Source organism: Oceanitalea stevensii (assembly GCF_014837105.1).
Lineage (GTDB): Bacteria > Actinomycetota > Actinomycetes > Actinomycetales > Actinomycetaceae > Oceanitalea > Oceanitalea stevensii.
The window spans coordinates 169,797-194,563 of sequence record NZ_JACSPO010000004.1 but is presented as its reverse complement, the minus strand read 5'-3'; the positions used below and the strand labels follow the sequence as shown (position 1 = coordinate 194,563).

Here is a 24,767-nt window from a genome sequence, read left to right as displayed (position 1 = left end):
GGTCCGCGTGGCGGGCTACACCGCCGGGGCCCGCCTCGCCCCCTGGGCCGCCGCCGTGAACTCCCGCTCCATCTCCTCGTCGGGCTTGTAGGTGCGCCTGCTGACGACGACCGCGACGAGCAGGTTGGCCAGGAAGCCCGGCACGATCTCGTACAGCGTCGCCCCGAAGATCTCCGGCCCGAACTGCTTCCACAGGATGACCGTCACCGCGCCGGTCACCATGCCCGCGAGCGCGCCCCAGGTGGTGAGCCGGCGCCAGAAGAGGCTGAGGAGGATCGCCGGGCCGAAGGAGGCACCGAAGCCGGCCCACGCGAAGGCGACGAGATTGAGGATGGTGTCGGCGGGGTTGAGCGCGAGGACCGTGGCGATGACCGCCACCGCGAGCACGGCCACGCGCCCGAGGACGACGAGCTGCCGCGGCGAGGCGTCCTTCCTGACGATCCGGTAGAGGTCCTCGACGAAGGCCGAGGAGCACACGATGAGCTGGCTCGAGACGGTGCTCATGATCGCGGCGAGCGCGGCGGCGAAGATCGCCCCGACGAGCAGCGGGTGGAGCAGGGCCTGGGACAGTGCCAGCACGATCTGCTCGGGGTCACTGAGGTCCAGGCCGATCCGGTTGACGTAGGCGATGCCGAGCAGGCCGGTCACCACCGCGCCGACGAGCGAGATGACCATCCAGCTGATCCCGATCCGCCGCGCCCGGCCGGCCGAGAGCGCGTCCCGCATCGCCATGAAGCGCACGATGATGTGGGGCTGGCCGAAGTAGCCCAGGCCCCACGCGAGCGCCGAGACGACGCCCACGACCGACGCCCCGGTGACGCCCTCGCCCGCCAGCGGCGACAGGCGGGCGGGATCGACCTCGCGGATCCCCTCGAGCGCCTCCCCCACCCCGCCGAGCGAGACGAGCACGACGATGGGCACCATGATGAGCGCGACCATCATCATCGTCCCCTGGACGACGTCGGTCAGGGAGGCGCCGAGGAATCCGCCGATGAGCGTGTAGGCCAGCGTGACCCCGGCGACGATGAGCATGCCCGTCCGGTAGGACGTGCCGAAGGCGACCTCGAAGAACACCCCGCCGGCGACCATCATCGACGAGACGTAGAAGGTGAAGAACACGAGGACGATGGCGCCGGAGGCGACCCGCAGCGACCGTGAGGTGTCGTGCAGGCGGTTCTCGAAGAAGCTCGGGATCGTGATCGAGTTCTTCGCCGTCTCCGTGTACGAGCGCAGCCGCGGTGCGACCAGGCGCCAGTTGAGGTAGGCGCCGATGGTGAGCCCGACGGCGATCCAGCCCTCGATGAGCCCGCTGACGTAGATCGCGCCCGGCAGGCCCATCATGAGCCAGCCGGACATGTCGGAGGCGCCGGCGCTGAGCGCCGCCGTCGTGGGCGACAGGCGGCGCCCGCCGAGCATGTAGTCCTCGTGGCCGCTGGTGCGGCGGTAGGCGTAGTAGCCGATCGCGAGCATCGCCACGAAGTACGCGACGAGCGCGATGAGCTGGTAGGTGCGGTCAGACATCGTCGTCTCCTCCCCGAGAGCACTGTCCGCCCAGTGTGGCATGCGCCACAGACACGCCCGTCCCAGCCCGCCGGGTCAGGTCTCCTCGCCCATCCGCAGCTCGCTCGCGACGTCGGCCCGGCTGCTCACCACGGTGGAGACGAGCACCGCCAGCGCCGTGACGAGGAGGATCCCGCCCAGCACCCCGCCGACGACGAGCGGGTCGACGACCAGCCCGGGCTGCTCCTCGCCGCCGGTGAGCGCCCGCAGGTCCATCCTCCCGAGCACGACCCACGGCACGAGGACGCCGAGCAGGCCGCCGGCGAGCACCGACACGACGGCCAGCGGCACGAGCTCCCAGGCGACGATCCCGCGGGCGCCCCGCCGGTCCAGCCCGAGCGTGCGCAGCACCGCGAGCAGCCGCGCACGTGCGGGGGCGCCCACGAGCTGGGTCATGACGACGGCGACGACGACGAGCGCCAGGCTGAGGACGACGGCGACCGTCAGCGCCGCGTTCATCCCCCCGGCCATCGGGGAGGAGAGGAAGCCGCTCGCGTCGCCCGCCGGGTTCTGGGCGAGGGCGACGGGCTCCACCTCGCGGACGCGCTCGAGCACCGCCGTCGGGTCCTCGCCGTCGGCGACGTCGACGAGGGCGATGCGCGGGAGCACGGTCCGCTCGGTGGCTGCGGTGAAGGCGGCGGCGTCGACGACGACGTCCCCGGTGGTGCCCGCGCCGGCCAGCCGCTCGACCGTGCCGACCACCTCGAGCGTGACCCCGTCCCCGACGGCGGCCTGGAGGGTGTCCCCGACGCCCGCCCCGAGCGCCTCGACCGCCTCCGCGGACAGCACGGCCGGGACCGCGTCGCCCGCGGCGGTGGGCAGGTCCGCGGGGAGGCGGTCGATCCCCACGCCGTCGGCCTGGACGTCGCGCACGGCGGCGAGGTCGGCGACGGCGAGGTCCAGCCGCTCCCCCGACACGCTGACGGTGCCGGCGTCGCCGATCGTCGCCACCTCGGCGACCCCCTGCACGCCGGCGATCGCGGCGGCCTGGTCCTCGTCGATGATCGGGCCGGACAGGCGCAGGTCGGCGCCCACCGACTGCCACGCCGTCGCCTGCACACCGGTGCCGATCGTCGAGCCGAGGACGGCGGAGAACATCGCGACGGAGACGCCGATGACGAGCGCGACGGCAGGGACGAGGCCGCCGGAGGGGTCACGGACCGCGCGCGCCGAGCCGAGGAAGGACGTGAGCCCGCGACGGCGGCGCAGCACCCCCGCCAGCGCCCGGACCGGCAGCGGGTACACGCGCAGGACGACGACGCAGGTGGCCGCGGACAGCAGCAGCGGCACCCCGGTGAGGAGGACGTCGGTCTCCCCGGTCCCGGGCACGACGCCGCGCTGGACGAGGAGGACGACGGCGACGGCGGTGAGGGCGAGCAGCACCACCTCGGCGACCCACCGCCAGCGTCCGGACCGGCCGCCGAGGTCCGCGCGCCCCTCCCGCAGACCGCGGGGGGAGGTGCTCGCGGCGAGCATGACGGCGGGCACGACGGCGACGGCGCCGGTGACGGCGAGGTCGGCGGGTGCCGTGCGGCCCGGCAGGACGAGGACGGCGAGCAGCGCGCCGGCCGCGGCCGCCGGCACACCGAGGACGAACCCCTCGAGCGCAAGCATCGCGCGCAGCTGCCACCCCGAGCCGCCGCGCGCGGACAGGAGAGCCAGTCCGGGCCGGCGGCGTGCGACGAGCAGCCGCGCGGCCAGGAGGAGCACGGCGAGGGTCACCCCGAGCGGGCCGGCCGCGATGACCGTGAGCACGGTGGACGTCACCGCCTGCTGCTGCTGGACCCGGTCGAGCACCTCGCCCAGCCCGCTGGCGAAGCGGACCTCCGGCGCCGGGCCGAGCTCGCCGGCCTCGCCCAGCGGCTGGGGCGTCGTGAACCGGACGAGCTGGGCCGCCGCGGCGTCGACGTCGTCGGCCGTCAGCGCCCCGACGGCGACGGGGAACCACATCTGGGTGCGGAAGCTGGCGACGTGGACGGGGAAGCCCGGCGGGAGCCGCCCGTCCCAGGCGGGGTCGAGGTAGGCGGCGGCGGTCGCCGAGGTGCCGATGTTGAGGTCGTCGACGACGTGCGGCTCGACCGAGTACAGGTTGTGGTCCCAGTAGTCCGCGCCGGGGTCGTCGACCTCGTAGGTGCCGGTGAGCAGCGCCGGGACGGTGTTGCCGGCGAAGCGCCGCTCGGTGCCGACCTCCCACTCGAGCACCTCGGCCGCGGGCGCGGACAGGACGAGCTCCAGCGGCCCGCTGGCCGCGATGGCGGCGTCGACGAGCGCGGCCTCCTCGTCCAGGGAGAGGGTCATGCGCTCGGCGTCGGTGAGCCCGGCGAAGGGGTCGACGGGGGCGGGCACCTCGGGCCAGCGACCGTCGGTGAGCGTCACCCGGTCGGCGAGCTGCGGGTCGACGCTGAGGTGGAGCCACTGCCGGCCGATGACCGGGTCGGGCGGGGGCGCGATCTCCGCGGGCTGGCTCTGCAGCGAGAAGCTCGGCTCGCCGAGCAGCGTGCGCAGCGGCTCCGGCTGGGCGGCGCGCAGCTCCTCGAGCGCGACGTGGACGCCCCCGACGTTCTCCTCGACCTCCGGCGGGTAGGGCGTGGAGCCGGGGGGCGGCGGGTCCAGCCGGGGCCACTCCGTGGGCAGGACGCCGACGACGTCGCGGGACAGCGGGCTCGTCGCGGCGATCTCGTGGGTGACCTGGCGGTCGTCGACGCCGGCGAGCAGGCGCGGCCACGCGGTGACGACCCCGGCGACGAGAAGGACGAGGAGCGCGAGCGCGACCGGCACCGCGCGGTGGGCGGTGGCCTGGCGGCGCGCGAGACCGAGGAGACCCCTCACCGCACCTCCTCCCGGTACTCGGCGTCCAGCGCCTGCGCCCGCACCCGGGCACCGAGCACGGCGGCGACGACGCCCAGGCCGCCGACGAGGACGACGAGCACCGCGAGCCCCGGCAGGACGTCGAGCCGCCCGCCGAGGGGCAGCGGGGAGGGCTGGGTCGCGGCGGCCCGGGCGAGGGTGGGCACGAGCAGCACCGAGGCCGCCCAGCCGGCAAGGACGCCGAGGACGACGCCGAGCCCGCCCACGCCGAGCAGCTCGGCCACCCGGGTGCGGGCCTGCACCGCGGGCGGCACGCCGAGCGCGCGCAGCACGACGACCTCGCTGCGACGTTCCCGGGCGAGGGCGAGGACGACGGCGGCCACCCCGGTGAGGGCGAGGAGCGCGGCGCCCGCGGCGACGATCCAGAAGGTGTGGCGCACGGAGCCGGCGGAGTCGGTGAGGTTCTCCCCGGCCACCTCGACGGTGGCCTCCCTGCCGGCGAGCGCGCCGGCCTCCGCGGCCACCTGGGTGGGGTCGGCATCCTCCTCGAGGGTGAGCCAGACCTGGCCGGGGAGCACCGGACGCTCCGCGCGGCCGAGGACGTGGGCGCCGAGCGCGGCGAGGTCGACGAGGACGGCGTCCTCCTCCAGGCCGCCGGGCACTGCGCCGACGACGGTGCGCACCTCGAGGTCGACGGCGGTCCCGCCCAGCACGACGGTGGCCGCGTCCCCCACCTCGAGGTCGGCAGCCGAGGCGAGGGGGGAGGTGACGGCCGCGGGGACCGGCCCCGCACCGCCGTCGGGCAGGAGGCGGACCTCGACGTCGCCCTCGAACGCGCCCCGCGCGCCCACCGTGCCCAGCGGCTCGAGGCCGGGGGTGGCCGGGGCCTGCGCCCAGGGCGCGGTCCCGAGGTCGACGTCGGTGCCGTCGGCGGTGAGGCCGATGACCTCCACGGACAGCTCGTAGCCGAGGGCCGGGCCGGTGGCGGCGAGGTCGAGCGCGGCGAGCCGGTACTCCCCCGCGTCGGGCAGCTCCAGCCGCAGCGTGTGCTCGGTGGGCCCGGGTCCGAGCAGCCCGTCGTCGCCGAAGGGGTCGGCCGGCAGCCGTCCGGCGTCGAGCGCGCTCAGGCCACCGTCCGCGTCGGCCACCCACAGCGTGAGCCCGAGGCCGTGGTCGCCCTCCCGCCGCCGTGCCCGATCCGCGGCGAGCAGCGCGTCGACCTCCTCCTCGGGGACCCCCAGGACCTCGAGGTAGTACTCGCGGTCCGAGGCGACGAGCTCCTCCTCCGCCTCCAGCGCCCCCGGCGGCAGCCCCAGCTGGGCCCGGACGGTGAGGTCGAGCGTCCGCGCCCCGGCCGGCAGCACCACTCCCGACGGCGCGGGCGCGAGGCCGGCGACGGCGCCCCCGGGGACGCGCGCGACCTCCTCGAGCCGCGTGGTGTCCAGGGCCGTGACGACGAGGGGCAGCTCGCCGAAGGTGCCCGTGCCCCGCAGCACGGTCCCCGCGCCCCGGACGCCGGCGATCTCCCGGTAGGGCTGCGCGGAGAGGGCCGCCTGCGGGGCCGGGCCGCCGGCCCCGGCGGGGACGGTGACGCGCACGTCGGTGCCGGTGGCGAGGGCCGCGACGTGGTCGCGCTGCACGGCGGTGGCCCCGGCGAAGGAGGCGGCGACGGTCGTCGTGCCGACGGCCAGGACGACGAGCACGAGCGGCACGGCGTAGGCGCGCACGCGGCGGGAGACCTGGCGGGCGGCGAGGACGCCGGGCAGGCCGCGTCCCCGCTCCCCCGCCCGGGCCGAGGCGCGGGTGAGCGGGCCGAGCAGGGCGAGCGCGAGCACCGCGAGGAAGGCGAGCACCGCCCCGAGGGACACGACGGCGAGGACGTCCGCGCCGCCGTCGTCGATGAGCGGGGTGCCGTGCCGCAGCAGCTGCCAGGCGGAGAGGGCGGCCGCGGCGCCGGTGAGCACGACCGTGCCGGCGGCCGCCGCGCCGCGCAGCCGGCCGGAGCGGTCGGCGACCATCCGGCGGGCGATGCCGCGCGCGTGCAGGCCCGCCACGACCGTCCCGGTGACGACGGTGAGAACGGCGACGACGGCGCCCGTCGCGACGACGACCCCGCGCTGCGCCTCCCCGCCGTCGAGCCGTTCGACGACGACGGCGGCCACGACCGTGCCGACAGCACCACCGACGAGCGCGACAACCGCGAGCTCGGCGGCCGCCCACACCGTGACCTGCCGGGCCGCCGCCCCGCGGGCGACGAGGATCTCGGTCTCCCGGGCGCGGGTCTGCCCGAGGAGCCGCACGACCTGCACGAGGGCGACGACGGAGACGACGCCCAGGAGCGCCACGGGCACGAGGCCCACGGCCGCCGCGGTGGCGGTCGCGTCCGCGAGGCCGTCGACGGTGGCGGCGAGGCCCCCGGTGACGGACAGGCCACGGACGGCGACGGCGTCGTCGTCACCGAGGGCGTACTCGAGCCCCGCGAGGCCGTCGGCGAGGGCGGGGAGGTCCGCCACGGTGAGCGCGTCGGCGCGCGGGTGGACGGTCCAGCGCACGAAGGGCGCGCCGACGGCGTCACGGATCGTCGCGGCGTCGGTGAGGAGCGGGCCGACCGCGCCCTCGGTGTGCGGGTCGGTGAACCACGCGCGCTCGTCCCCGGTGCGCCACGTGCCGGACACGGTGAGCGTCGTGCCGTCGACGACGAGCTCGGTGCCTGCCGTGAGGCCCTCCTCGGCGGCGGCCTCCTCGGGCACGAGGACCTCGCCGGGACCGGGCGCCTCGCCGGCGGTGACGACGACGCCGTCCCCCGCCGGCGGCTCGGCGAGGACGACGCGCAGCTCCTGCCCGCCGGTCCCGGCGCCGACCGGCTCCGTCCACAGAGTCCGCGAGACGTCGGTCGCGGGGCCGAGGCGGGCGGTGACCGTCTCGCGCACGGCGGCGTCCTGCGCCTCCGGGTCGTCCGCGAGCCGGGTCTGCACCTGGACGCCGGCGTCGTGGGGCGCGGCCTCGGTGAGGGTCGCGCGGATCGTGGCGACCCCCGCGGCCCGGGTGTAGCCGGTGCTGCCGGCGAGGATCGCGGCGACGGTGGCGGTGAGGACGAGCAGCGTGAGGAGGGCGCCCCGCTGTGCGCGGCCACGCCGCAGCAGGAGTCGGGGCGCCCTCACGGCCTACTCGCGGGTGGACTCGTCCAGCGGCCCGGCCCCGATCGTGCCCTCGTCGAGCTGGAGCTCGGCGACGCTCTCCCCGAAGGAGGCGAGCAGCGCGTGACGCTCCTCGCGGCGGCGACGCTGCTCCCCGGGCTCGGGCACCGGAGCGGCTGCGAGCAGGCGCTGCGTGTACTCCTGCTGCGGGTTCTGCAGGACGTCCTCGCGGCTGCCCTTCTCGACGATCTTGCCGTTCTGCAGGACGACCACCCGGTGGGCGAGCAGGTCGACGACGGCGAGGTCGTGGGAGACGAAGAGGCAGGCGAAGCGGTAGCGCTGCTGGAGCTCGGTGAACATCGCGAGCACGCTGGCCTGGACGGACACGTCCAGGGCCGAGGTCGGCTCGTCCGCGACGAGCAGCTCGGGCTCGAGGACGAGCGCACGGGCCACCGAGACGCGCTGCCGCTGGCCGCCGGAGAGCTCGTGCGGGTAGCGGTTGTACACGCTGCGGGGCAGCTCGACGGCCTCGAGGAGCTCGTGGACCTTGCGCTCCCGGGACTTCTTGTCGCCGATCTTGTGGACCACCATCGGCTCGGCGATGATGTCGCCGATCGGCAGGCGGGGGTTGAGCGAGGCTGCCGGGTCCTGGAAGATCACGCCGATCCGGCGGCGCAGGGCCTTGGCGTCCTTGCGGCGCAGCGCCCCGAAGTCCTCCCCGAAGAGGCGGATCGTGCCGGAGGCCGCGGGGATGAGCCCGAGCGCGCAGCGGCCGATCGTCGACTTGCCCGAGCCGGACTCGCCCACCAGGCCGACGACCTCGCCCTGGCGCACGGAGAAGGAGACGTCGTCGACGGCGCGGAACGGCGGCTTGCCGGCGCGCTGGTACTCGATGACGAGGTTCTCCATGCGCAGGGCGTGGACCTCGTTCTCCTCCACCGGCGGGGCCTCGACGTGGGCGATGCCCAGCTGGTCCCGGCCGCGGCCCAGGTGGGGCACGGCGTCGAGCAGGCGCTTGGTGTAGGCGTGCTGCGGGTGGTTGAGGACCTGGTCGACGCTGCCCGTCTCGACGAGGTTGCCCTTGAACATCACCGCGACGCGGTCGGCCATGTCGGCGACGACGCCCATGTTGTGGGTGATGAGGAGGATGCCGGTGTTGAGCTTGTCCTTGAGGGAGCGCAGCAGGTCGAGGATGTCGGCCTGGACCGTGACGTCCAGGGCCGTCGTCGGCTCGTCGGCGATGATGACGCGCGGGTCGCAGCTGATCGCGATGGCGATGACCACGCGCTGGCGCTGGCCGCCCGAGAGCTCGTGCGGGTACTGCTTGAGACGCCGCTCGGGCTCGGGGATGCCGACCATCCGCAGCAGCTCGGCCGCGCGCTCGTCCGCGGCCCGCCCGAAGGCGATGCCGTGCAGCTCGAGGGCCTCGGTGAGCTGGGTGCCGATGGTGAGCACCGGGTTGAGGGCCGTCATGGGCTCCTGGAAGACCATGGCGACGTCGTTGCCGCGCATCCGGCGCAGCTCGCGCTCGTCGAGCTCGCCGACGGCACGCTCGCCGACGACGATGCCGCCACCGGTGCGGGCGTTCTTCGGCAGGAGGCCGAGCGCCGTCATCGAGGTGACGGACTTGCCGGAGCCGGACTCGCCCACGAGGGCGACGACCTCACCGGGGTGGACCTCGAGGGAGATGCCCTTGACGGCGTGGACGGAGCCGAACTCGGTCTTGAAGCGGACGTCGAGGTCGGTGAAGGAGAGGACCGGCCCGCTGGACTGCTCGGAGGTGGTGGTCATCAGTCCTTGTTCCTGTTCTGCCGGGGGTCGAACGCGTCGCGCAGACCGTCACCGATGAAGTTCACGCTCAGCGCGATGCCGAGGATGAAGATGCCGGGCCACCAGAACAGCCAGGGCCGCGACGTGAAGGACGCCTGGTAGGTGTTGATGAGGACGCCCAAGGAGGTGTCCGGCGCGTCGACACCGAAGCCGAGGAAGGACAGCGAGGTCTCGAGGAGGATCGCCGCCGCGATCGACAGCGTGGCCGACACGATGATCGTGCCGAGCGTGTTCGGCAGGATGTGCTTGACGATGATGCGCAGCGGCGACGTGCCGACGGCGCGGGCCGCGGCCACGAACTCCCGCTCGCGCAGGGACAGGACCTCACCACGCACGAGGCGGGCCAGGCCCGTCCACGTGACGATGCCGAGCATGAAGGCGAGGGCCCAGATCGACCCGCCGCTGATCTGGCCGAGGACGGCCGCGAGGACGAGCAGCGGGATGACGATGAGGAGGTCGGTGAGGCGCATGAGCACGGCCTCGACCCACCCGCGGAAGTAGCCCGCCGCCGCACCGACCGCCGTGCCGATCACCGTCGAGACGATGCCGACGACGAAGGCGATGATGAGCGACCGCTGCGTGCCGCGCATGACGAGCGCGAAGTAGTCCTTGCCGACGTTGTCCTGCCCGAAGGGCTGGTCACCGATCTGGAAGGGCCACAGGCTCAGCGAGGGGCGGCCGCCGTCGGTGACGGTGCCGGCCATCGTGTAGTCGTGCTTCCACCAGCCCGGGATCGGCCCGAAGCCGATCGAGGTGTAGGCCAGCACGGTGATGAACACGAGCACGGCCAGGGAGACCATCGCACCGCGGTGGCGGAGGAAACGGCGCAGGACGAGCTGCCCCTGGGAGTAGGACTTGTCCGTCTTCCCCTCGAGGTCCTCCTCGACGGAGAGCTGGTCGATGTTCTGCAGCGTGCCGGGGTCGGCGCCCTGCATGCCCGGCTGCGGAACGATGTGCTCCGGCCGGTTGCTCTTCCTGAACCTTCTCATCGCTGCCTCCGGGTCGCGGGGCTGGTACGGGTGCCTGCGTCACTCACTGCGCTCACCGTCGGATCCGGGGGTCGAGGAAGGCGTAGGCGATGTCGGCCAGCATGTTCATCACGACGGCGGCGGTGCCGGTGACGAGGAAGAAGGCCATGACGGGTGCGGGGTCCACCTGGACGAGGCCGGTGCGGAACAGCTCGCCCATGCCCTTCCAGCCGAAGACCGTCTCCGTGAGCACCGCGCCGCCGATGAGGCCGGCGAAGTCGAAGGCGACGATCGTCGTGATCGGGATGAGGGCGTTGCGGAACGCGTGCTTGGTGATGACCACGCGCTCGGACAGACCCTTGGACCGCGCGGTGCGCACGTAGTCCTGCTCGAGGACCTCGAGCATGGACGAGCGCGTGTAGCGGCTGTAGCTGGCGACCGACACGAGGGTGAGGAGGATCGTCGGCAGGAGCAGCTGGGTGCCCTTGTCGAGGAACTCCTGCCAGAAGGTGCCGTCGTAGTTCGGGGTCTCGGCCCCGATCGTCGAGATCGGGCGGCCGTTGCGGACCGAGCCGAGGTAGCCCGCCCAGGCCGACAGCGCCTGGTCGGCGACGATGACGAGGCTCATGACGGTCGCGGTCGCGACCGACACCCAGATCGCCATGGTCCGGGAGTAGCCGCCCCACAGGGCGCCGCTGAGGACGGCGATGACGATCGCGAGGGCGAAGAGCCCGAAGAGCACGCCCCAGGTCGGGTCGGCGAGCTGGGCCGAGAAGACGAAGTAGGAGACGATCCCGGCGCCCACGGTGGTGAGGGCGGCGTACAGGACGTTCTTGTTCCCCAGCCCCGAGCTCAGCATGACGATGAGGAGGGCCGCGCCGATGGAGGCGACGGCGACGACGGCGATGCCGAGTGCCGGCTGGCGGTACCAGTTGACGGCGTCGAAGTAGAACATTGCCGCGAAGACGAAGAGGAAGGTGCCGCCGCCGGTGAGGAGCCGCCGTCGGGCGTCACCACCCAGGGCGCCGGCGATGATGACGGCGAGCACGACGGCCACGACGGCGATCTGCCACAGCGCCATGTCCGGCTCGATGATCCAGTCGTTGAAGCGGATCGCGCCGTACTCCTTGAGGAGCACCGCCGCCCAGAAGACGGGCAGGGAGTACATCATGAACGCGAAGAACGTCACGATGTAGTCGAAGCCGGAGTACTGGCGGATCGCGGTGAGGATGCCGATCGCGATACCGATGACGATGGCGAGCAGCGTCGAGAGGATGACGAGGCGCAGGGTCGCTGCGGCAGCGTTGCCGAGGAGGTCGATGACCGGGATGCCCGCGCGGTTGAGGCCGAGGTCGCAGGAACCGACGACGCACTTGCTCACGCCGGCCAGCCAGGCGCCGTAGCGCTCGTACCAGGGATCGTCCAGGCGCATGTTCGCGGTGCGCATGGCGATGAGGTTGTCGCGGTTGGGGTCGTTCGACTCCCGGAGGTCCGACAGAGGGTCGCCCGAGTTGATGGTGAGGACGAACATCAGGAGGGACCCACCGAGCAGGACGAGGGAGGATATTCCCAGCCTGCGCAGGATGAACTTGATCACGAGCTTTGCCCTTCGGGTCTTCCGGGTGAAGCCCGGACAGCCTAGTCCTTGTCCTTGTGGGACCCGGACCGCCGCCGAGAAATCACGTCAAGGCACCGTACACGCAAGCCGGTGGGGCAGAAGGAGGACCTCCCCCTGCCCCACCGGCAATTCGGCGCGTATCAGGTGATCGGAGTGAGAATCACCTCAGCCGAGGTCACTCAGCGAGCTTCCACTGCTCCGCGTTCCAGGCCACGCCGTTCTGCGTCGCGGTCTGGCGCACGTTCTCCATGCCGGCCGTGTGCGCGATGACACCCGGGTGGGCGAAGATCGGGATGCCGAAGAGCGTGTCCCACAGCTCCTTCTCGATGATCTTGGTCTGCTCGAGGTGGACCGTCTCGTCGAGCGAGGCGGACAGCTCGACCCAGGCCTGGTCGACGGTCTCGTTGGAGTAGCCGCCGTAGTTCTGCGGGTAGTTCGTCGAGTAGATGTTCTGACCCGAGGAGATCTGGCCGGAACCGGCCCACGCGAAGAGCGCGACCTCGTAGTCACCGTTCACGAGCGCGTTGGAGAAGAAGTCCTGCGAGCCGATGTCGGTGACGTTGAAGCCGGCCTGGTCGCAGCTCGACTTGATGAGCTCGATCTCGGAGGTACGGCGCGGGTTGGGCGCCGAGTAGCCGATGCGGACGTCGATCGGCGTCGCGATGCCGGACTCCTCGATGAGGCGGGTGGCCTCCTCGAGGTTGACCTCGTCGTAGCGGCCGTCGTACGAGGCCTCGACGACCTCGTCGTAGGCGGGCTGGAACGGGAAGACCTCGCGGGCGTTCATGACGACCGCCTCGGGGTCGACCGGCTTGATGAGGTTGTCGACGATCTGCTGACGCGGCACGCAGTAGGCGAAGGCCTCGCGCAGCGCCTGGCCGCCCTCGTCGTCCGAGAACACGCCGTTGTTGAAGTTGAAGTCGAGGTGCTCCCAGGTGAGGGTCGAGCCCGTCTGGACCTCGACGGCGTCGCCGAGGCCCTCGAGCTGCGGCAGCGTGTCGACGGTGGCCTGCGGCTCGATGACGTTGAGGTCACCGTTCTGCAGGGCCTGGTTGTGGCCCGAGGCGTCCAGGAAGCGGAAGGTGATCCGCTCGGTCGCCGCGGGGGTGCCCCAGTAGTTGGGGTTCGCCTCGAGGGTGATCGACTGACCAGCGGTCCAGCCACCCTCCATGAACTGGTAGCGGCTGCCGGACGGCGCGATCTCCGGGGCGGGGACCTCACCGGGGCTGGAGAGCCAGCCCTCGTTCCAGAACTGCGCGGCCTCGGTCAGCGTCTCGACGTCCTCGTCGAGGATCGCCTGGACGAGCTCCTCCTCGGTGATCCCGATCTGCTCGGCCACGACGTGGGCCGGGAGCAGGTAGGAGCCGGTGACGAGGCGCCAGTCCGGGTACTTCTCGGCGTACTCGACGGTGAAGGACTTGGCGTCCCAGCTGTCGGCCTGCGGGCCGGTGGGGACGTTCGTCTGGGTGTAGTCCGTGCCCGAGACGTGGTTGAACACCGGGTTCTCCGGGTCCGGGGAGAGCCACGCCGGGTTCTGCGAGACCCACTCGAAGAGGAAGTCCGCGAAGTCGATGGCGTTGCCGTCGGACCACACGGCGTCGTCGACGACCGTGTACTCGATGACGAGCGGGTCGTCGCCCTCGAGGCCGGAGACGGCCTCGGCGGTGCCGAACTCCTCGTTCTCGTAGATGGTGCCGTCGGTGCCGAAGTAGAAGAAGCCCTCCGGACGGATGCGGTCCATGATGACGTTGTTGTACGTGCTGTACGTGTCCGCCGTCAGGGAGTTGTAGCCGGTGAACTCGTCCTGGCCGGTCGAGTAGAAGATGTCGCCCTCGACGGTCTGGACGTCGCCCAGGTCCTCCTTGGCCGTGGAGCTGGCCTCGCCGGAGTCGGTGGTCTCCTCGGTGGCGTTGTCGCCGCCGTCGCCCGTGGTCTCGTCGTCACTGGGGCTGGTGCACGCCGCGAGGACGAGCGAGCCTGCCACCAGCACGGCGGCCGCCTGGGCCGTACGCCTGATCTTCAATGTTCCTCCTGGATGCTGGGACGTGCCCGAGGGCTGCGCCGGGGGTACCCGGTTGTGTGCCGCGGTGCACGCCGAGGTGCCGTCACGGTACACACGGGTCAGTGGTCCATACGACAGACGAAACAACCCGGCAACCGTTTCGTTATGGACTTGAGACAGCCTGTGGGGAAGATCTCACCATGTGGACTCCCTCACGGGGCCCAGGCTCGCCGACGGCGCGGGAGGGACTCGGTCAGGCGCCCGCGGGGAGGTGGCCGAAGCGGTGCCGCGTGCGCGAAACGGCCTGCTCGCGGGTCACCGCGAGCAGCTCGCGGCGGCCGGTGGCCAGGACCGGGCCGGCGAGGACCGTCACCTGCGGCAACCACAGCGCGTCGAGGAGCGCCCCGGCACCGGGGCCGACGACGCGCACCCGCTCGACGCCCTCCTCCAGCACCCGCGCGAGGAACTGCGCCTCCGTCTCGGCCCGCGTGACGTGCCGGCCCAGACGGCGGAGCCCGGCACGGGTCTGCGGACCGCGCAGCGCCCGGAGGGCCGCGCTCGTCACCGGGTCCAGGCTCACGCGCACGTCCGCCCCCACCGCCTCACCGGCGAGGAGGACGCGCAGCAGCTCGACCGGCGCGGCCCCGGGCGCCGTGCGCACCGTCAGCGGCACCGGCCGGTAGCGGAAGGCGTTCGACTCCGCGCGCAGGCCGGTGTGGTCCTGCGCGTGGCGGATCTCGGCCTCCCACGCGGCGGCGTCGGACCCGGCGGCGCTCTCCAGCCAGGTCCGCTCGGCGGCGTCGGGGACGAGGGCGGCGTAGTCGGCGAGCGCCGCGCGCACGGCCGCGGACGGCTCCGCGGTGTGGGCCGGAAGCCCGTCCATCGCCCACTCCCCCAGCTGGGCGACGTAGTTCGGACCGCCGGCCTTCGCGCCGGGGCCGACGGCGGAGGACTTCCACCCGCCGAAGGACTGCCGCTGGACGATGGCGCCGGTGATGTGCCGGTTGACGTAGGCGTTGCCCACCTCGACGCGCTCGAGCCAGTGGTCGATCTCCTCCTCGTCCAGCGAGTGCAGGCCGCCGGTGAGGCCGTAGGCGGTGGCGTTCTGCAGCTCGATGGCCTCGTCGAGGGTCTCGGCGCGCATGATGCCGAGCACCGGCCCGAAGACCTCGGTGAGGTGGAGGAAGGACCCGGGCGCGACACCGTCCTTGAGGCCCGGGGACCACAGCCGCCCGGTGCCGTCGAGCTGTCGGGGTTCCACGAGCCACCGCTCCCCCGGCTCCAGGGTGGTGAGCGCGCGGCGCAGCTTGCCGGTGGGCGGCTCGATGACCGGGCCCATCGTCGCGGCCAGGCCGGTGGGCCAGCCGACGCGCAGGGAGCGGACGGCGTCGACGAGCTGGCGCAGCAGCCGCTCCGAGCGCCCTGCCGAGCCGACGAGGATCGCGATCGACGCCGCGGAGCACTTCTGCCCGGAGTGCCCGAAGGCGCTCTTGACGAGGTCGGCGACGGCGAGGTCGTAGTCCGCGGCGGGCGTGATGACGAGGGCGTTCTTCCCGGACGTCTCACCGAGCACGCGCGGCCCGCCGGGGCGGCCGGTGCGCCAGGAGCAGAAGAGCTCGGCCGTCTCGGCGGCGCCGGTGAGGACGACGGCGTCGACGCCGTCGTGGGCGACGAGCCCCTGGCCCACCTCGTTCTCGTCGGCCCGGACCACCTGGACGACGTCGTCGGGGATCCCCGCCGCGTGGAGGGCGGCGACCGCGGTCTCCGTGCAGCCGGGGACGGCGGGAGCCGGCTTGATGACGACGGCGCTGCCCGCGGCGAGCGCCGCGAGGACGCCGCCGATCGGGATGGCGACGGGGAAGTTCCACGGCGGGGTCACGAGCGTGAGGACGTGCGGGGTGAAGCGCGCGCCGTCGGTGTGGAGGGAGGCGCCACGCTCGAGCTCGAGGGCGCGGTCGGCGTAGTAGCGGGCGAAGTCGACGGCCTCGGAGACCTCGGGGTCGGCCTGCTCGATCGTCTTGCCGCCCTCGGCGACCATGAGCGTGACGAGCTCCCCGCGGCGCGCCTCGAGCTCGTCCGCGGCCCGGCGCAGGAGCGCGGCCCGCTCGGTGGCGGGGCGCGCGGCCCACTCCGGCTGGGCGGCCCTGCCGCGGGCGACGACGGCGTCCACCTCCGCCGTCGTGCGCAGCACCGGGGAGGTGAGCGGGGCGGGACGGGCGCGGACCCGCTCCCGCGCCCAGGCGCGGACCTCGGGCAGTGCGGGGTCGGCGTCGGTCGTGTTGTCGAAGGTCGTGCCCGCCGGCTGCCGGTCGGCGGTGCGCCGACGCTCGGCGGGCACCGTGCCCATCGCCGTGACGGAGGCCCGGAAGCGGGCCTCCTGGTCCGCCATGGACGCCTCGCCGGCGCCGTCGTCGCCGTCGAAGAGGGCCCGGAGGAAGTTCTGCGGCTGCGCGTTCTCCTCCAGGCGGCGCACGAGGTAGGAGACGGCGACGTCGAAGTCCTCGGGGGCGACGACGGGCGTGTAGAGGAGGACGGAGCCGACCGCCTCCTTGACCGCGCGCGCCTGCGACGGGGCCATGCCCTGGAGCATCTCGACGTCGAGCATCCCGGTGACGCCGCGGCGCTGGGCGAGCAGGTGGGCGAGGGCGACGTCGTAGAGGTTGTGGGAGGCCACGCCCAGGCGCAGCGCACCGGTGAGCTCGGGGCGCAGGGACCGCTCGACGAGGCGCAGGTAGTTGGCGTCAACGTCGTCCTTGGTGGCGTAGGGCGCCTGCGCCCAGCCGTGCACCTCGGCCTCGACGCGCTCCATCGAGAGGTTGGCGCCCTTGACCAGACGGACCTTGATGCCGGCGTGGCCGGCCGCGGCGCGCTGCTGGGCGAAGCCGATGAGCCGCTCGAGGGCGGCGACGGAGTCGGGGAGGTAGGCCTGGAGGACGATGCCGGCCTCGAGGCCGGCGAACTCAGGCTCGGACAGGAGCCGGGTGAAGACCTCGAGGGTGAGGTCGAGGTCGCGGTACTCCTCCATGTCGAGGTTGACGAAGGCGTGCGGGCTGCGGGCCGCGGCGGTGCGGTACAGCGGGCGCAGGCGGTCGAGGACCCGCTCGACGGTGCCCGCGGTGTCCCAGGTGGAGATCTGGGAGACGAGGGAGGAGACCTTGATCGAGACGTAGTCGACGTCGTCGCGCTCGAGGAGCGTGCGGGTGCGCTCGGTGCGGGCACGGGCCTCGTCCTCCCCGAGGACCGCCTCGCCGAGGAGGTTGATGTTGAGGCGGAAGCCGTCGCGGCGGGCGCGGGCGAGGTGCTCGGCGAGCGCGGGGTCGTGGGCGTCGACGACGAGGTGGCCGACGAGCTGGCGCAGGCGCCGGCGCGCGAGCGGGACGACGAGCCGAGGGGCGAGCGGGGCGACGAGCGCGCCCGCACCGAGGAGCGTGCGGTCGATCGGCCCGAGGAAGCCGGCGGCACCGGCGGAGATGCGCGACAGCTCTCGGGCGGCGACCTCCTCGTCCTCGGGGCGGGCGACGCGGTCGACGAAGGTGATCGCGAGGTCCAGGCCCTCCGGGTCACTGACCAGGGCGGCGAGCTGGCCGGAGGCGGCCCGCTCCCGGCGCGTCTGCCCCTCCTCGGTGGCCGCGAGCCACGCCTCGGCGAGGGTGACCGCGTCCTCCACGAGGTCGGCCACGTCCGGCGGGGTGGCCGGGCGCTCGTCGGTGGGGGTCGCGGTCGTCATGACGCCTCCTCGGGGATCGCCCGGTGCAAGAGCTTGTCGGTCCTCCCAGGTTCCCACGACCCGCCCACCCGCGGCACACGGCCCACCCCCCTCGCGCCGACAGCGGGATCCCGCCCGCGCGGCTCAGCGCAGGCCGCCCACCTCACTCCCGCCGACAGCGGGATCCCGCCCGCGCGGCTCAGCGCAGGCCGCCCACCTCCCTCGCGCCGACAGCGGGATCCCGCCCACCCGGCTCAGCCGAGGCCGCCCACCTCCCTCCCGCCGACAGCGGGATCCCGCCCACCCGGCTCAGCGCAGGCCGACGAGGAAGGAGACGACGGCGGCGAGAACGACGGTGTTGAAGGTCCAGCCGACGAGCATGTGGCCGGCCAGGGTGCGGCGCATGCGCGCCGACGTCGCCTGGACGTCCGCAGGACCGAAGGCCGCCTGGACGCCGAGGGAGAGGTAGAGGTAGTCCGAGAAGTGACGCTCCTGCGCACCGGGAGTCCCGTCCTCGGGGAAGCGCAGGCCGCCACTGACGGCGTCGAGGCGGGCCGTGTGGACGGCGTAGGCGACGAGGCTGCCGCCCCACGCGAGAATGATCATGACGATGCTCCCGGCGACGAGGAAGCCGGAGTCGCGCATCGACTCCGAGACGATGAGCCAGACCGCGACGACGAGGGAGCCGAGCGCGAGGAGGACCGGCCAGGACGGGCCGTCCCCGCCCACGCCGTCGTCCCGCCACCCCAGCGCGCGGCGCACCCAGGTGGGCCGACGGAGCTGGCGACGGCGTGCCTCGCCGAGGGCGGAGGTGAGCGCGGCCCCGGACAGGCCGGCGAAGGCCAGGAGGGTGAGCGCGGGGTAGGCGAGGAGCAGGACGCCGTACAGGACGAGGACGACCGCGAGCGGCCGCTGGTCGTCGGGGACGTCGAGCACCGGCGTGAGGATGACGAGCAGCGCGGCGACGGCGAGGACCGGGGCGACGAGCCAGCCGCGGGTGAGGTCGTCCGCGAGCAGCCGGGTGCGGCGGGGCAGGTCGAGCGTGCGGTGGGGCACGGGGTCCTCTCGTCACGGTGACGACGCCGGGCGGCGCCGCGCCCGAATCTAGGGCGTCCCCGGGGGGCCGCCCAAAGCGCACGTCCCGCTCAGCCCCGCAGGTGGAGCCGGCAGCGTGCCTCGTAGGCCTCCGTGCCGCCGACGTGCTCGGTGGCGGGGACGGTCGCGTCCCCGACCTCGCCGGCGGCCGTGCGGACGTGGAAGGGGGCGTCGCGCCCGCACACGGCGCAGACGGCGGTGAGCTTCGTGACGTCGTCGGCGATCGCCATGAGCGCGGGCAGCGGCTCGAAGGGGCGACCGTCGAAGGTGACGCACAGCCCGGCGACGACGACGGTCGTCCCCGCGAGGACCAGCGCCTCGACCACGGGGACGAGTCCGTCCCCGAAGAACTGGGCCTCGTCGATCGCGAGGAGGTCCGGCGCGCGCCCCTCGAGGAGCAGCTCGAACGGGCGCACGTCGCTCGCCGCGCGGGAGGGGATGCTGAGCCCGGCGTGGGAGGCCACCCGCCCCGCGCCGTGCCGCTCGTCCCACGAGTGGTTGACGACCTCGACGGCGAGGCCGGCGAGCTGCGCGCGGCGCACCCGCCGCAGCAGCTCCTCGGACTTCCCGGCGAACATCGGCCCGCACACCACCTGGAGCCGTCCCAACTTCTCCTCGCGCATGTGCCGAACCCTAGTGACCGCCCCCGTCCGCGTCAGCGCGCCCGGGGGCGGTGAGGCTCGCGCGCCGCTCGCGGATGTGATCGCGCTCCACGCCGTCGGGGCAGGTCGCGGCGGCCTCGTCGTACGCCGCTGCGGCGAGCGCGACCTCACCGTCGCGGCGCAGCAGCTCGGCGCGCACGAGAGCGACCCGGTGGTGGCCCGGCAGCTGGTCCGCCGCGGCTCGCAGCACGGCGAGCCCGGCCATCGGACCCGACGCCTCGCCGACGGCGACCGCCCGGTTGAGCCGGACCACCGCTGAGCCGGTGAGCTCCTCCAGCCGCGCGTACGTGCGGGCGATCGCCGCCCAGTCGGTCTCGGCGTGGCTCGCCGCGGTGTCGTGGAAGGCGGCGACCAGGGCCTGGAGGCGCAGCTCCTCCGCGAGGCCGCTGGTCGGCGTGAGCGCGGTGAGCCGGCGCAGGCCGGCGTCGATCTCCTCGCGCCGCCAGCGGCTGCGGTCCTGGTCGGCGAGCCGCACCGGACGGCCGGCGGGCGAGGTGCGCGCGTCACGGCGCGCGTGCTGGAGCGTGAGCAGGGCCGCGAGCGCCTCGAGCACGGGCTGGCCGGGGAGCAGCTCGGCAGCCAGGCCGGCGAGGCGCACCGCCTCCCCCGCCTCGGCGACGCGGAGGACGTCCTCTCCCCCGGACGGGGCGTACGCCGCGGTGAAGGCGAGGTAGACCGCCCGCGCGACGTCGTCGAGCCGATCCGGCCACTCGGCCGCGTCCGGCACGGTGAACGGGATCCCCGCCGTCGTGAGCCGCCGCTTCGCGCGGGTGAGCCGGGCCGCCATGGTCGCCTGGGGGACGAGGAAGAGGCGCGCGATGTCCGCGGTCGGCACCCCGAGGACGAACCGGAGCGCGAGCGCCGGCCGGACCTCCTCGGCGAGCGCGGGGTGGGTCGCCATGAGGAGGAGGGCCAGCCGGTCGTCGGTGTCGGCGCCCGGCGGGTCTGGCGCGTCCGCCGGGGACGCGACGTCGTCGTCGACGAGGAGGTGGGCCTTGGCACGGGCGGTTCCCTCCCGGCGCAGCGCGTCGACCACCCGGCGGTGGGCGACGGTCCGCACCCACCCGACCGGGTTGTCCGGCACCCCCTCGACGGGCCAGCGGGAGGCCGCCTCGGCGAAGGCGTCGGCGAGCGCGTCCTCGACGAGGTCCGGGCGTCCGAACCGGTGGATGAGCTGCCCGAGGAGACGGCCCCAGTGGGTCCGCCAGACCTCGTCGAGGACGCCGCGCGGCACGGTCAGTACGGGTCGACGACCGGTGAGAGCTGGATGTCGTACGGGGGCAGCGCGGTGAGCAGCTCGACGAGGACGTCGTGGTCCGGCACCTCGACGAGGTAGAAGCCGCCGAGCCCCTCGAGCACCTCGGCGTAGGGCCCCTCGGTGAGCGTCATCCTCCCTGCGCGAGTCCTCATCACCGTGGCGGCCCCCGGTCCCTGGCCGAGCGCCTCCCCCGCAAGGATCTCCACGCCGTCGCACGCCTCGCACGCGGCGTCGAAGTCCGCGAAGCGCTGCATCGCCGCCGCCTGCTCCTCGGGGCTCAGCGTGCTCCACGGGGGCAGGTCGCCGTCGCCGATCAACATGACCAGGTACTTCATCGTCGTTCCTCTCGTCAGGGACGGCGGAGGCGCCGTCACCATGATGTCGCGCGAGGGGCTCCCGAATCGACACCGCGGGAGGCGGAGATATGTTCGAGGGCGTGAGCACCGACACCGAGACCGTCGTCCGTTCCCTCCTCGACCTACGCACGTGGGTGGCCTTCGACGTCGACGACGCCGGCCGCGTCCTCGCCGGGCACGACGAGCTCGGCACCGTCCAGCTCGTCGAGATCGCGCCGGACGGGACTCGCACGCCCCTCACCGCGCTGCCGAGCCGCTGCTCGGGCCGGTACGTCCCGGGCAGCCGCGCCGTCGTCGTCCAGCACGACACCGACGGGGACGAGCTCATGCAGCTCTCGCTCCTCGACCTCAGCGCTCCGCCCACCGAGCCGGTGGCGCTGGACGGACTCACGCCCCTCGTCCACGACCGCCGCTACATGCACGTGCTCCAGGACGTCACCGCCGGCTCGCTCGTCTTCCACACCAACCGCCGCAACGGCGTCGACATGGACGTCGTCGTCCGCGACCTCGCGACGGGGCAGGAGCGGGTGGTGCACGACGGCGGGGGCTACGTCGCCGCGGCCGCCGTCTCCCACGACCACGGCTCCGTCGCCGTGACCGGCCTCAGCCTGCGGCCCGCCTCGACGCTCGTGCGTGTGTCCGGGCCGCGCGCCGTCGGCGACGGCGCCGTCACCGACCCCGACGAGCACGCCCGTCACTCGCAGGTCGCGTGGACGCCCGGGGACGAGGCGCTGCTCGTCGAGTCCAACCACGAGCGCGAGTTCACCGGCGTCGCCCGCGTGTCCCTCGACGGGCGGGACTGGAGCTGGCTCGTCACCGACGAGGCGCACGACCTGCGGCTGTGGGCCTCCCCGTCCGGACGGGCGATGGTCGTCGGGACCGTGCGTGACGGCGTCGTCACCCTCGCCGTGCACGACGGCGACGGCGCCTTCCGCTGCGACGTCGACCTGCCCGGGGAGGGGGTGCCCGACGTCGTGTGGGCGGCGGACGAGCGGCGCGTCGTCGTCACGCTGTCCACGCCCACCGACCCGTCGAGCCTCCACCTCGTGGACGTGGCGACGGGCGCGTCCACCCCGCTCGCGGCGGTCGAGGTGCCCGGCGACCTGCGCGGGCAGCTCGCCGCGCCCACGGTGCACCGCGTGCCGACGCCCGACGGCGAGGAGGTGCCGCTGTTCCGCTACTCCCCCGCTAGTGCGGACGCCGCGCTCGAGGGCGCGTCGGTGCTGCTCATCCACGGCGGCCCGGAGTCCGCGTCGATGCAGAGCTTCAGCCCGGTGGTCCAGGCGCTCGTCTCGGCCGGGCTCACCGTGCTCGTCCCGAACGTCCGCGGCTCGACGACGTACGGCAAGCGCTGGTACTCCCTCGACGACGTCCGTCTGCGCCTCAGCTCGGTGGCCGACCTCGCCGCCATCCACGAGTGGCTGCCCGCGCAGGGGCTGGACCCGGCGCGCAGCGCGCTGTGGGGCGGCTCCTACGGCGGCTACATGGTGCTGGCGGGTGTGGCGATGCAGCCGGAGCGGTGGGCGGCGGGCGTCGACATCGTCGGGATCAGCTCGCTCGTCACCTTTCTCGAGAACACCTCGCCCTACCGGGTGGCCTACCGGGAGCGTGAGTACGGCAGCCTCGCCGAGGACCGCGACTTCCTCGAGTCCGCATCCCCGATCACCTACCTCGACGACATCGTCGCGCCGCTGTTCGTGATCCACGGTGCCAACGACCCGCGGGTGCCGCTCAGCGAGGCCGAGCAGATCCGCAACGCCCTCGCCGGCCGCGGCGTCGACTGCGAGCTGCGCGTCTACGAGGACGAGGGCCACGGCCTGGCCAAGCGCGAGAACCGCCAGGACGCCTACCCGGCAGCGATCGAGTTCCTCGGGCGGCACCTGGGACGGTGAGCTCGGGCTCGGCCTGCTCGCTCAGGTGTGGAGCACCGGACCCCTGGCGGCGAATACTCCACACCTAAGGCCTCGGGTCAGCCGGCCCCCTCGATCGGCATCCAGATCTCGCAGGTGGCGTGGGTGTCGGTGAGCTCGAGGTAGCGCAGGATCGAGGGGCCGGGACGCAGCCGCCACGGGTTGGAGGGGAACCAGTCGGTCGCCGTCGCCGCGTAGGTCTGCTGCAGGGTGTCCGGGAACGGCCCGCTCGAGTGGAACACCGCCCACGTGCCGGCCTCCACGGGCAGGGAGTCGAGGTCCGTTGGAACCGCCGTCCCGGCGCGCAGGGCGACGGCGTGCAGGTATGTGAGCTCGGCGCCCTCCGGAGCGTCGGGCTCGAGACCCGCCGTGACCGCGAGGATGCCGGCGGGCTCGGTGTCGCCGAGCGACTTGAGCCGTCCATGCTCCTCGGGGGCGATCGACGCGATGTGCGCCTGGATGTGCGGGTTCACCCCCTCGTGGATGAGCGGCACCCGCGCCGCGTGGCCGGCGAGGGTGAAGGCGGGGCGGTCGGTGATCGTGACGTCCATGGGGACGCTCCCTTCGACGCTCAGGCGGAACCGGAGCATGGGTTGTGTGCTGAGCGGACCACCATGGCGGCGCACCTCGGCCGGGCTCGTGCCGTGCACCGCCCGGAATGCTCGTCCGAAGGCCTCGACCGAGCCGTAGCCGTAACGCACGGCCAGCTCGAGCAGGTTCGGCTCGCCGCGCACGAGGTCCGCGGCCGCGAGCGTCATCCGCCGACGCCGCACGTACTCCGACAGCGGCATCCCGGCGAGGGCCGAGAACATCCGGCGCAGGTGGTACTCCGTGGTGCCGTGCTCGCGGGCGAACCGGGTGACGTCGAGCGTCTCGTCGTGGCTCTGCTCGACGAGGTCGACCAGGGCGTTGAGCGTGCCGATCATGGGGTCCTCCTTTCACACACCAGCGTGCGCGCCGGCGCTACGCCCGGACCCGACAATCCTGGCCCGATGCGATCGGCGACCGTCAGGCCGCCACGCTGCTCACCCGCGCGCGACGCGCAACGACCCGCTCGGTAACCCTCTCCAACGGGAGGAAGGCGAACCAGCACACCACCGTGGGCAGGAAGTGGATGCCCATGGCGATGAAGGTGGCGAGGTGGAAGGAGAGGAAGCATCCGATGGCGAGGTAGAGCCACCGCCCTCGGAGGAACAGGACCACCGGGGAGAGGATCTCCAGCGCGAGCGAGCCCCACTGCGCCGCGCGCAGGAGCATCGGGTACGCCAGCGTCCACTCCACGAAGTGGGAGCCGCGCCGCACGATCGCCCAGGTGAGCACCGAGCCGTTGGCCCAGGTGACGAGGCTTCCCGCCCGGGACCACTTGGCGAACACCGAGCCGAAATAGGTGAGGACGGTGGCGATCTGGACGGTCCGCATCGCCCAGCCGGCGGCCTGGGAGAGCCGGTGGTCGCGGTAGTGGGCCACCCCGACCGTCGGCAGCACGAGGGTGGCGATCATGAGCGCCATGTGGTCGTGCTGGACGTAGGAGAAGCCCTGCGAGTTCAGCGCCCACACCCAGAAGGTGAGCGCGGCGCCCCAGCCGGCGAGGCGCTGCGCCCGACCGGCGATGGCGAGCACACAGGAGAGCAGGAGCGCGGCGAGCAGCGCCCAGGACACCGCGGTGCTCAGCGGCGGCAGGTGGACGAGCCGCGCCAGCAGGGTGGGCTGGTAGAGCTCGGGGACGTGGGAGTGCTGGATGACGTCGTCGAAGTTGAACAGGACGTCCCAGATGACGAAGGCGTAGACGAGCGCGCGGAACGCGGCGACCCGGGCCAGCGGGACCGGGCGGGTGAGCCAGCCGACGACGGCGCGCAC

Annotated in this window: 15 protein-coding genes; 1 reads left to right on the top strand and 14 read right to left on the bottom strand. The window is 73.7% G+C overall.

Annotated features, from left to right (window positions below):
• Positions 1–15: 15 nt before the first annotated feature.
• The 12 genes from putP to H9624_RS09770 all read right to left on the bottom strand — a co-directional run bounded on the left by putP (position 16) and on the right by H9624_RS09770 (position 20,979).
• Positions 16–1,521: a sodium/proline symporter PutP gene (putP, locus tag H9624_RS09825; protein ID WP_251839713.1), complete on the bottom strand. Its 1,506-nt coding sequence runs from the start codon at positions 1,519–1,521 to the stop codon at positions 16–18.
• A 75-nt stretch (positions 1,522–1,596) separates the two neighbouring features.
• Entirely contained in the window at positions 1,597–4,389 is a 2,793-nt protein-coding gene (locus H9624_RS09820; RefSeq protein ID WP_251839712.1) for an ABC transporter permease, read from the bottom strand.
• Positions 4,386–7,529, bottom strand: a complete 3,144-nt coding sequence (locus H9624_RS09815; protein WP_251839711.1) for an FtsX-like permease family protein — start codon at positions 7,527–7,529, stop codon at positions 4,386–4,388. Before H9624_RS09815 ends, H9624_RS09820 begins: the two co-directional genes overlap by 4 nt.
• A gap of 3 nt (positions 7,530–7,532) precedes the next feature.
• Positions 7,533–9,296: an ABC transporter ATP-binding protein gene (locus H9624_RS09810; RefSeq protein WP_251839710.1), complete on the bottom strand. Its 1,764-nt coding sequence runs from the start codon at positions 9,294–9,296 to the stop codon at positions 7,533–7,535.
• Positions 9,296–10,324 carry an ABC transporter permease gene (locus H9624_RS09805; RefSeq protein WP_251839709.1) on the bottom strand — a complete coding sequence of 343 codons (1,029 nt, stop codon included), beginning with the start codon at positions 10,322–10,324 and terminating at the stop codon, positions 9,296–9,298. Before H9624_RS09805 ends, H9624_RS09810 begins: the two co-directional genes overlap by 1 nt.
• Positions 10,325–10,376: 52 nt before the next feature.
• On the bottom strand, positions 10,377–11,900 hold the full coding sequence (locus H9624_RS09800) for an ABC transporter permease (RefSeq protein WP_251839708.1): 1,524 nt from the start codon (positions 11,898–11,900) through the stop codon (positions 10,377–10,379).
• 196 nt (positions 11,901–12,096) lie between these two features.
• Entirely contained in the window at positions 12,097–13,944 is a 1,848-nt protein-coding gene (locus H9624_RS09795) for an ABC transporter substrate-binding protein (RefSeq protein WP_251839707.1), read from the bottom strand.
• 232 nt (positions 13,945–14,176) lie between these two features.
• The gene (locus tag H9624_RS09790; protein WP_251839706.1) at positions 14,177–17,650 is read right to left on the bottom strand and encodes a bifunctional proline dehydrogenase/L-glutamate gamma-semialdehyde dehydrogenase; all 3,474 of its coding nucleotides are present in this window, start codon (positions 17,648–17,650) and stop codon (positions 14,177–14,179) included.
• Between the two features lie 288 nt (positions 17,651–17,938).
• On the bottom strand, positions 17,939–18,685 hold the full coding sequence (locus H9624_RS09785; RefSeq protein WP_251839705.1) for a DUF1345 domain-containing protein: 747 nt from the start codon (positions 18,683–18,685) through the stop codon (positions 17,939–17,941).
• Between the two features lie 89 nt (positions 18,686–18,774).
• On the bottom strand, positions 18,775–19,347 hold the full coding sequence (locus H9624_RS09780) for a thymidine kinase (protein WP_251839704.1): 573 nt from the start codon (positions 19,345–19,347) through the stop codon (positions 18,775–18,777).
• A gap of 10 nt (positions 19,348–19,357) precedes the next feature.
• A complete protein-coding gene (locus H9624_RS09775) occupies positions 19,358–20,620 on the bottom strand; it encodes an RNA polymerase sigma factor (protein WP_251839703.1) in 1,263 nt (420 codons plus the stop codon).
• A 2-nt stretch (positions 20,621–20,622) separates the two neighbouring features.
• Positions 20,623–20,979: a YciI family protein gene (locus H9624_RS09770; protein WP_251839702.1), complete on the bottom strand. Its 357-nt coding sequence runs from the start codon at positions 20,977–20,979 to the stop codon at positions 20,623–20,625.
• Between the two features lie 101 nt (positions 20,980–21,080).
• Between H9624_RS09770 and H9624_RS16900 the strand changes: the two genes are divergently transcribed.
• The gene (locus H9624_RS16900; protein ID WP_251839701.1) at positions 21,081–22,892 is read left to right on the top strand and encodes a S9 family peptidase; all 1,812 of its coding nucleotides are present in this window, start codon (positions 21,081–21,083) and stop codon (positions 22,890–22,892) included.
• Between the two features lie 77 nt (positions 22,893–22,969).
• On the opposite strand, the gene H9624_RS09760 is transcribed toward H9624_RS16900, so the two are convergent.
• On the bottom strand, positions 22,970–23,836 hold the full coding sequence (locus tag H9624_RS09760) for an AraC family transcriptional regulator (protein ID WP_251839700.1): 867 nt from the start codon (positions 23,834–23,836) through the stop codon (positions 22,970–22,972).
• An 82-nt stretch (positions 23,837–23,918) separates the two neighbouring features.
• Entirely contained in the window at positions 23,919–24,767 is an 849-nt protein-coding gene (locus tag H9624_RS09755; protein WP_251839699.1) for an HTTM domain-containing protein, read from the bottom strand.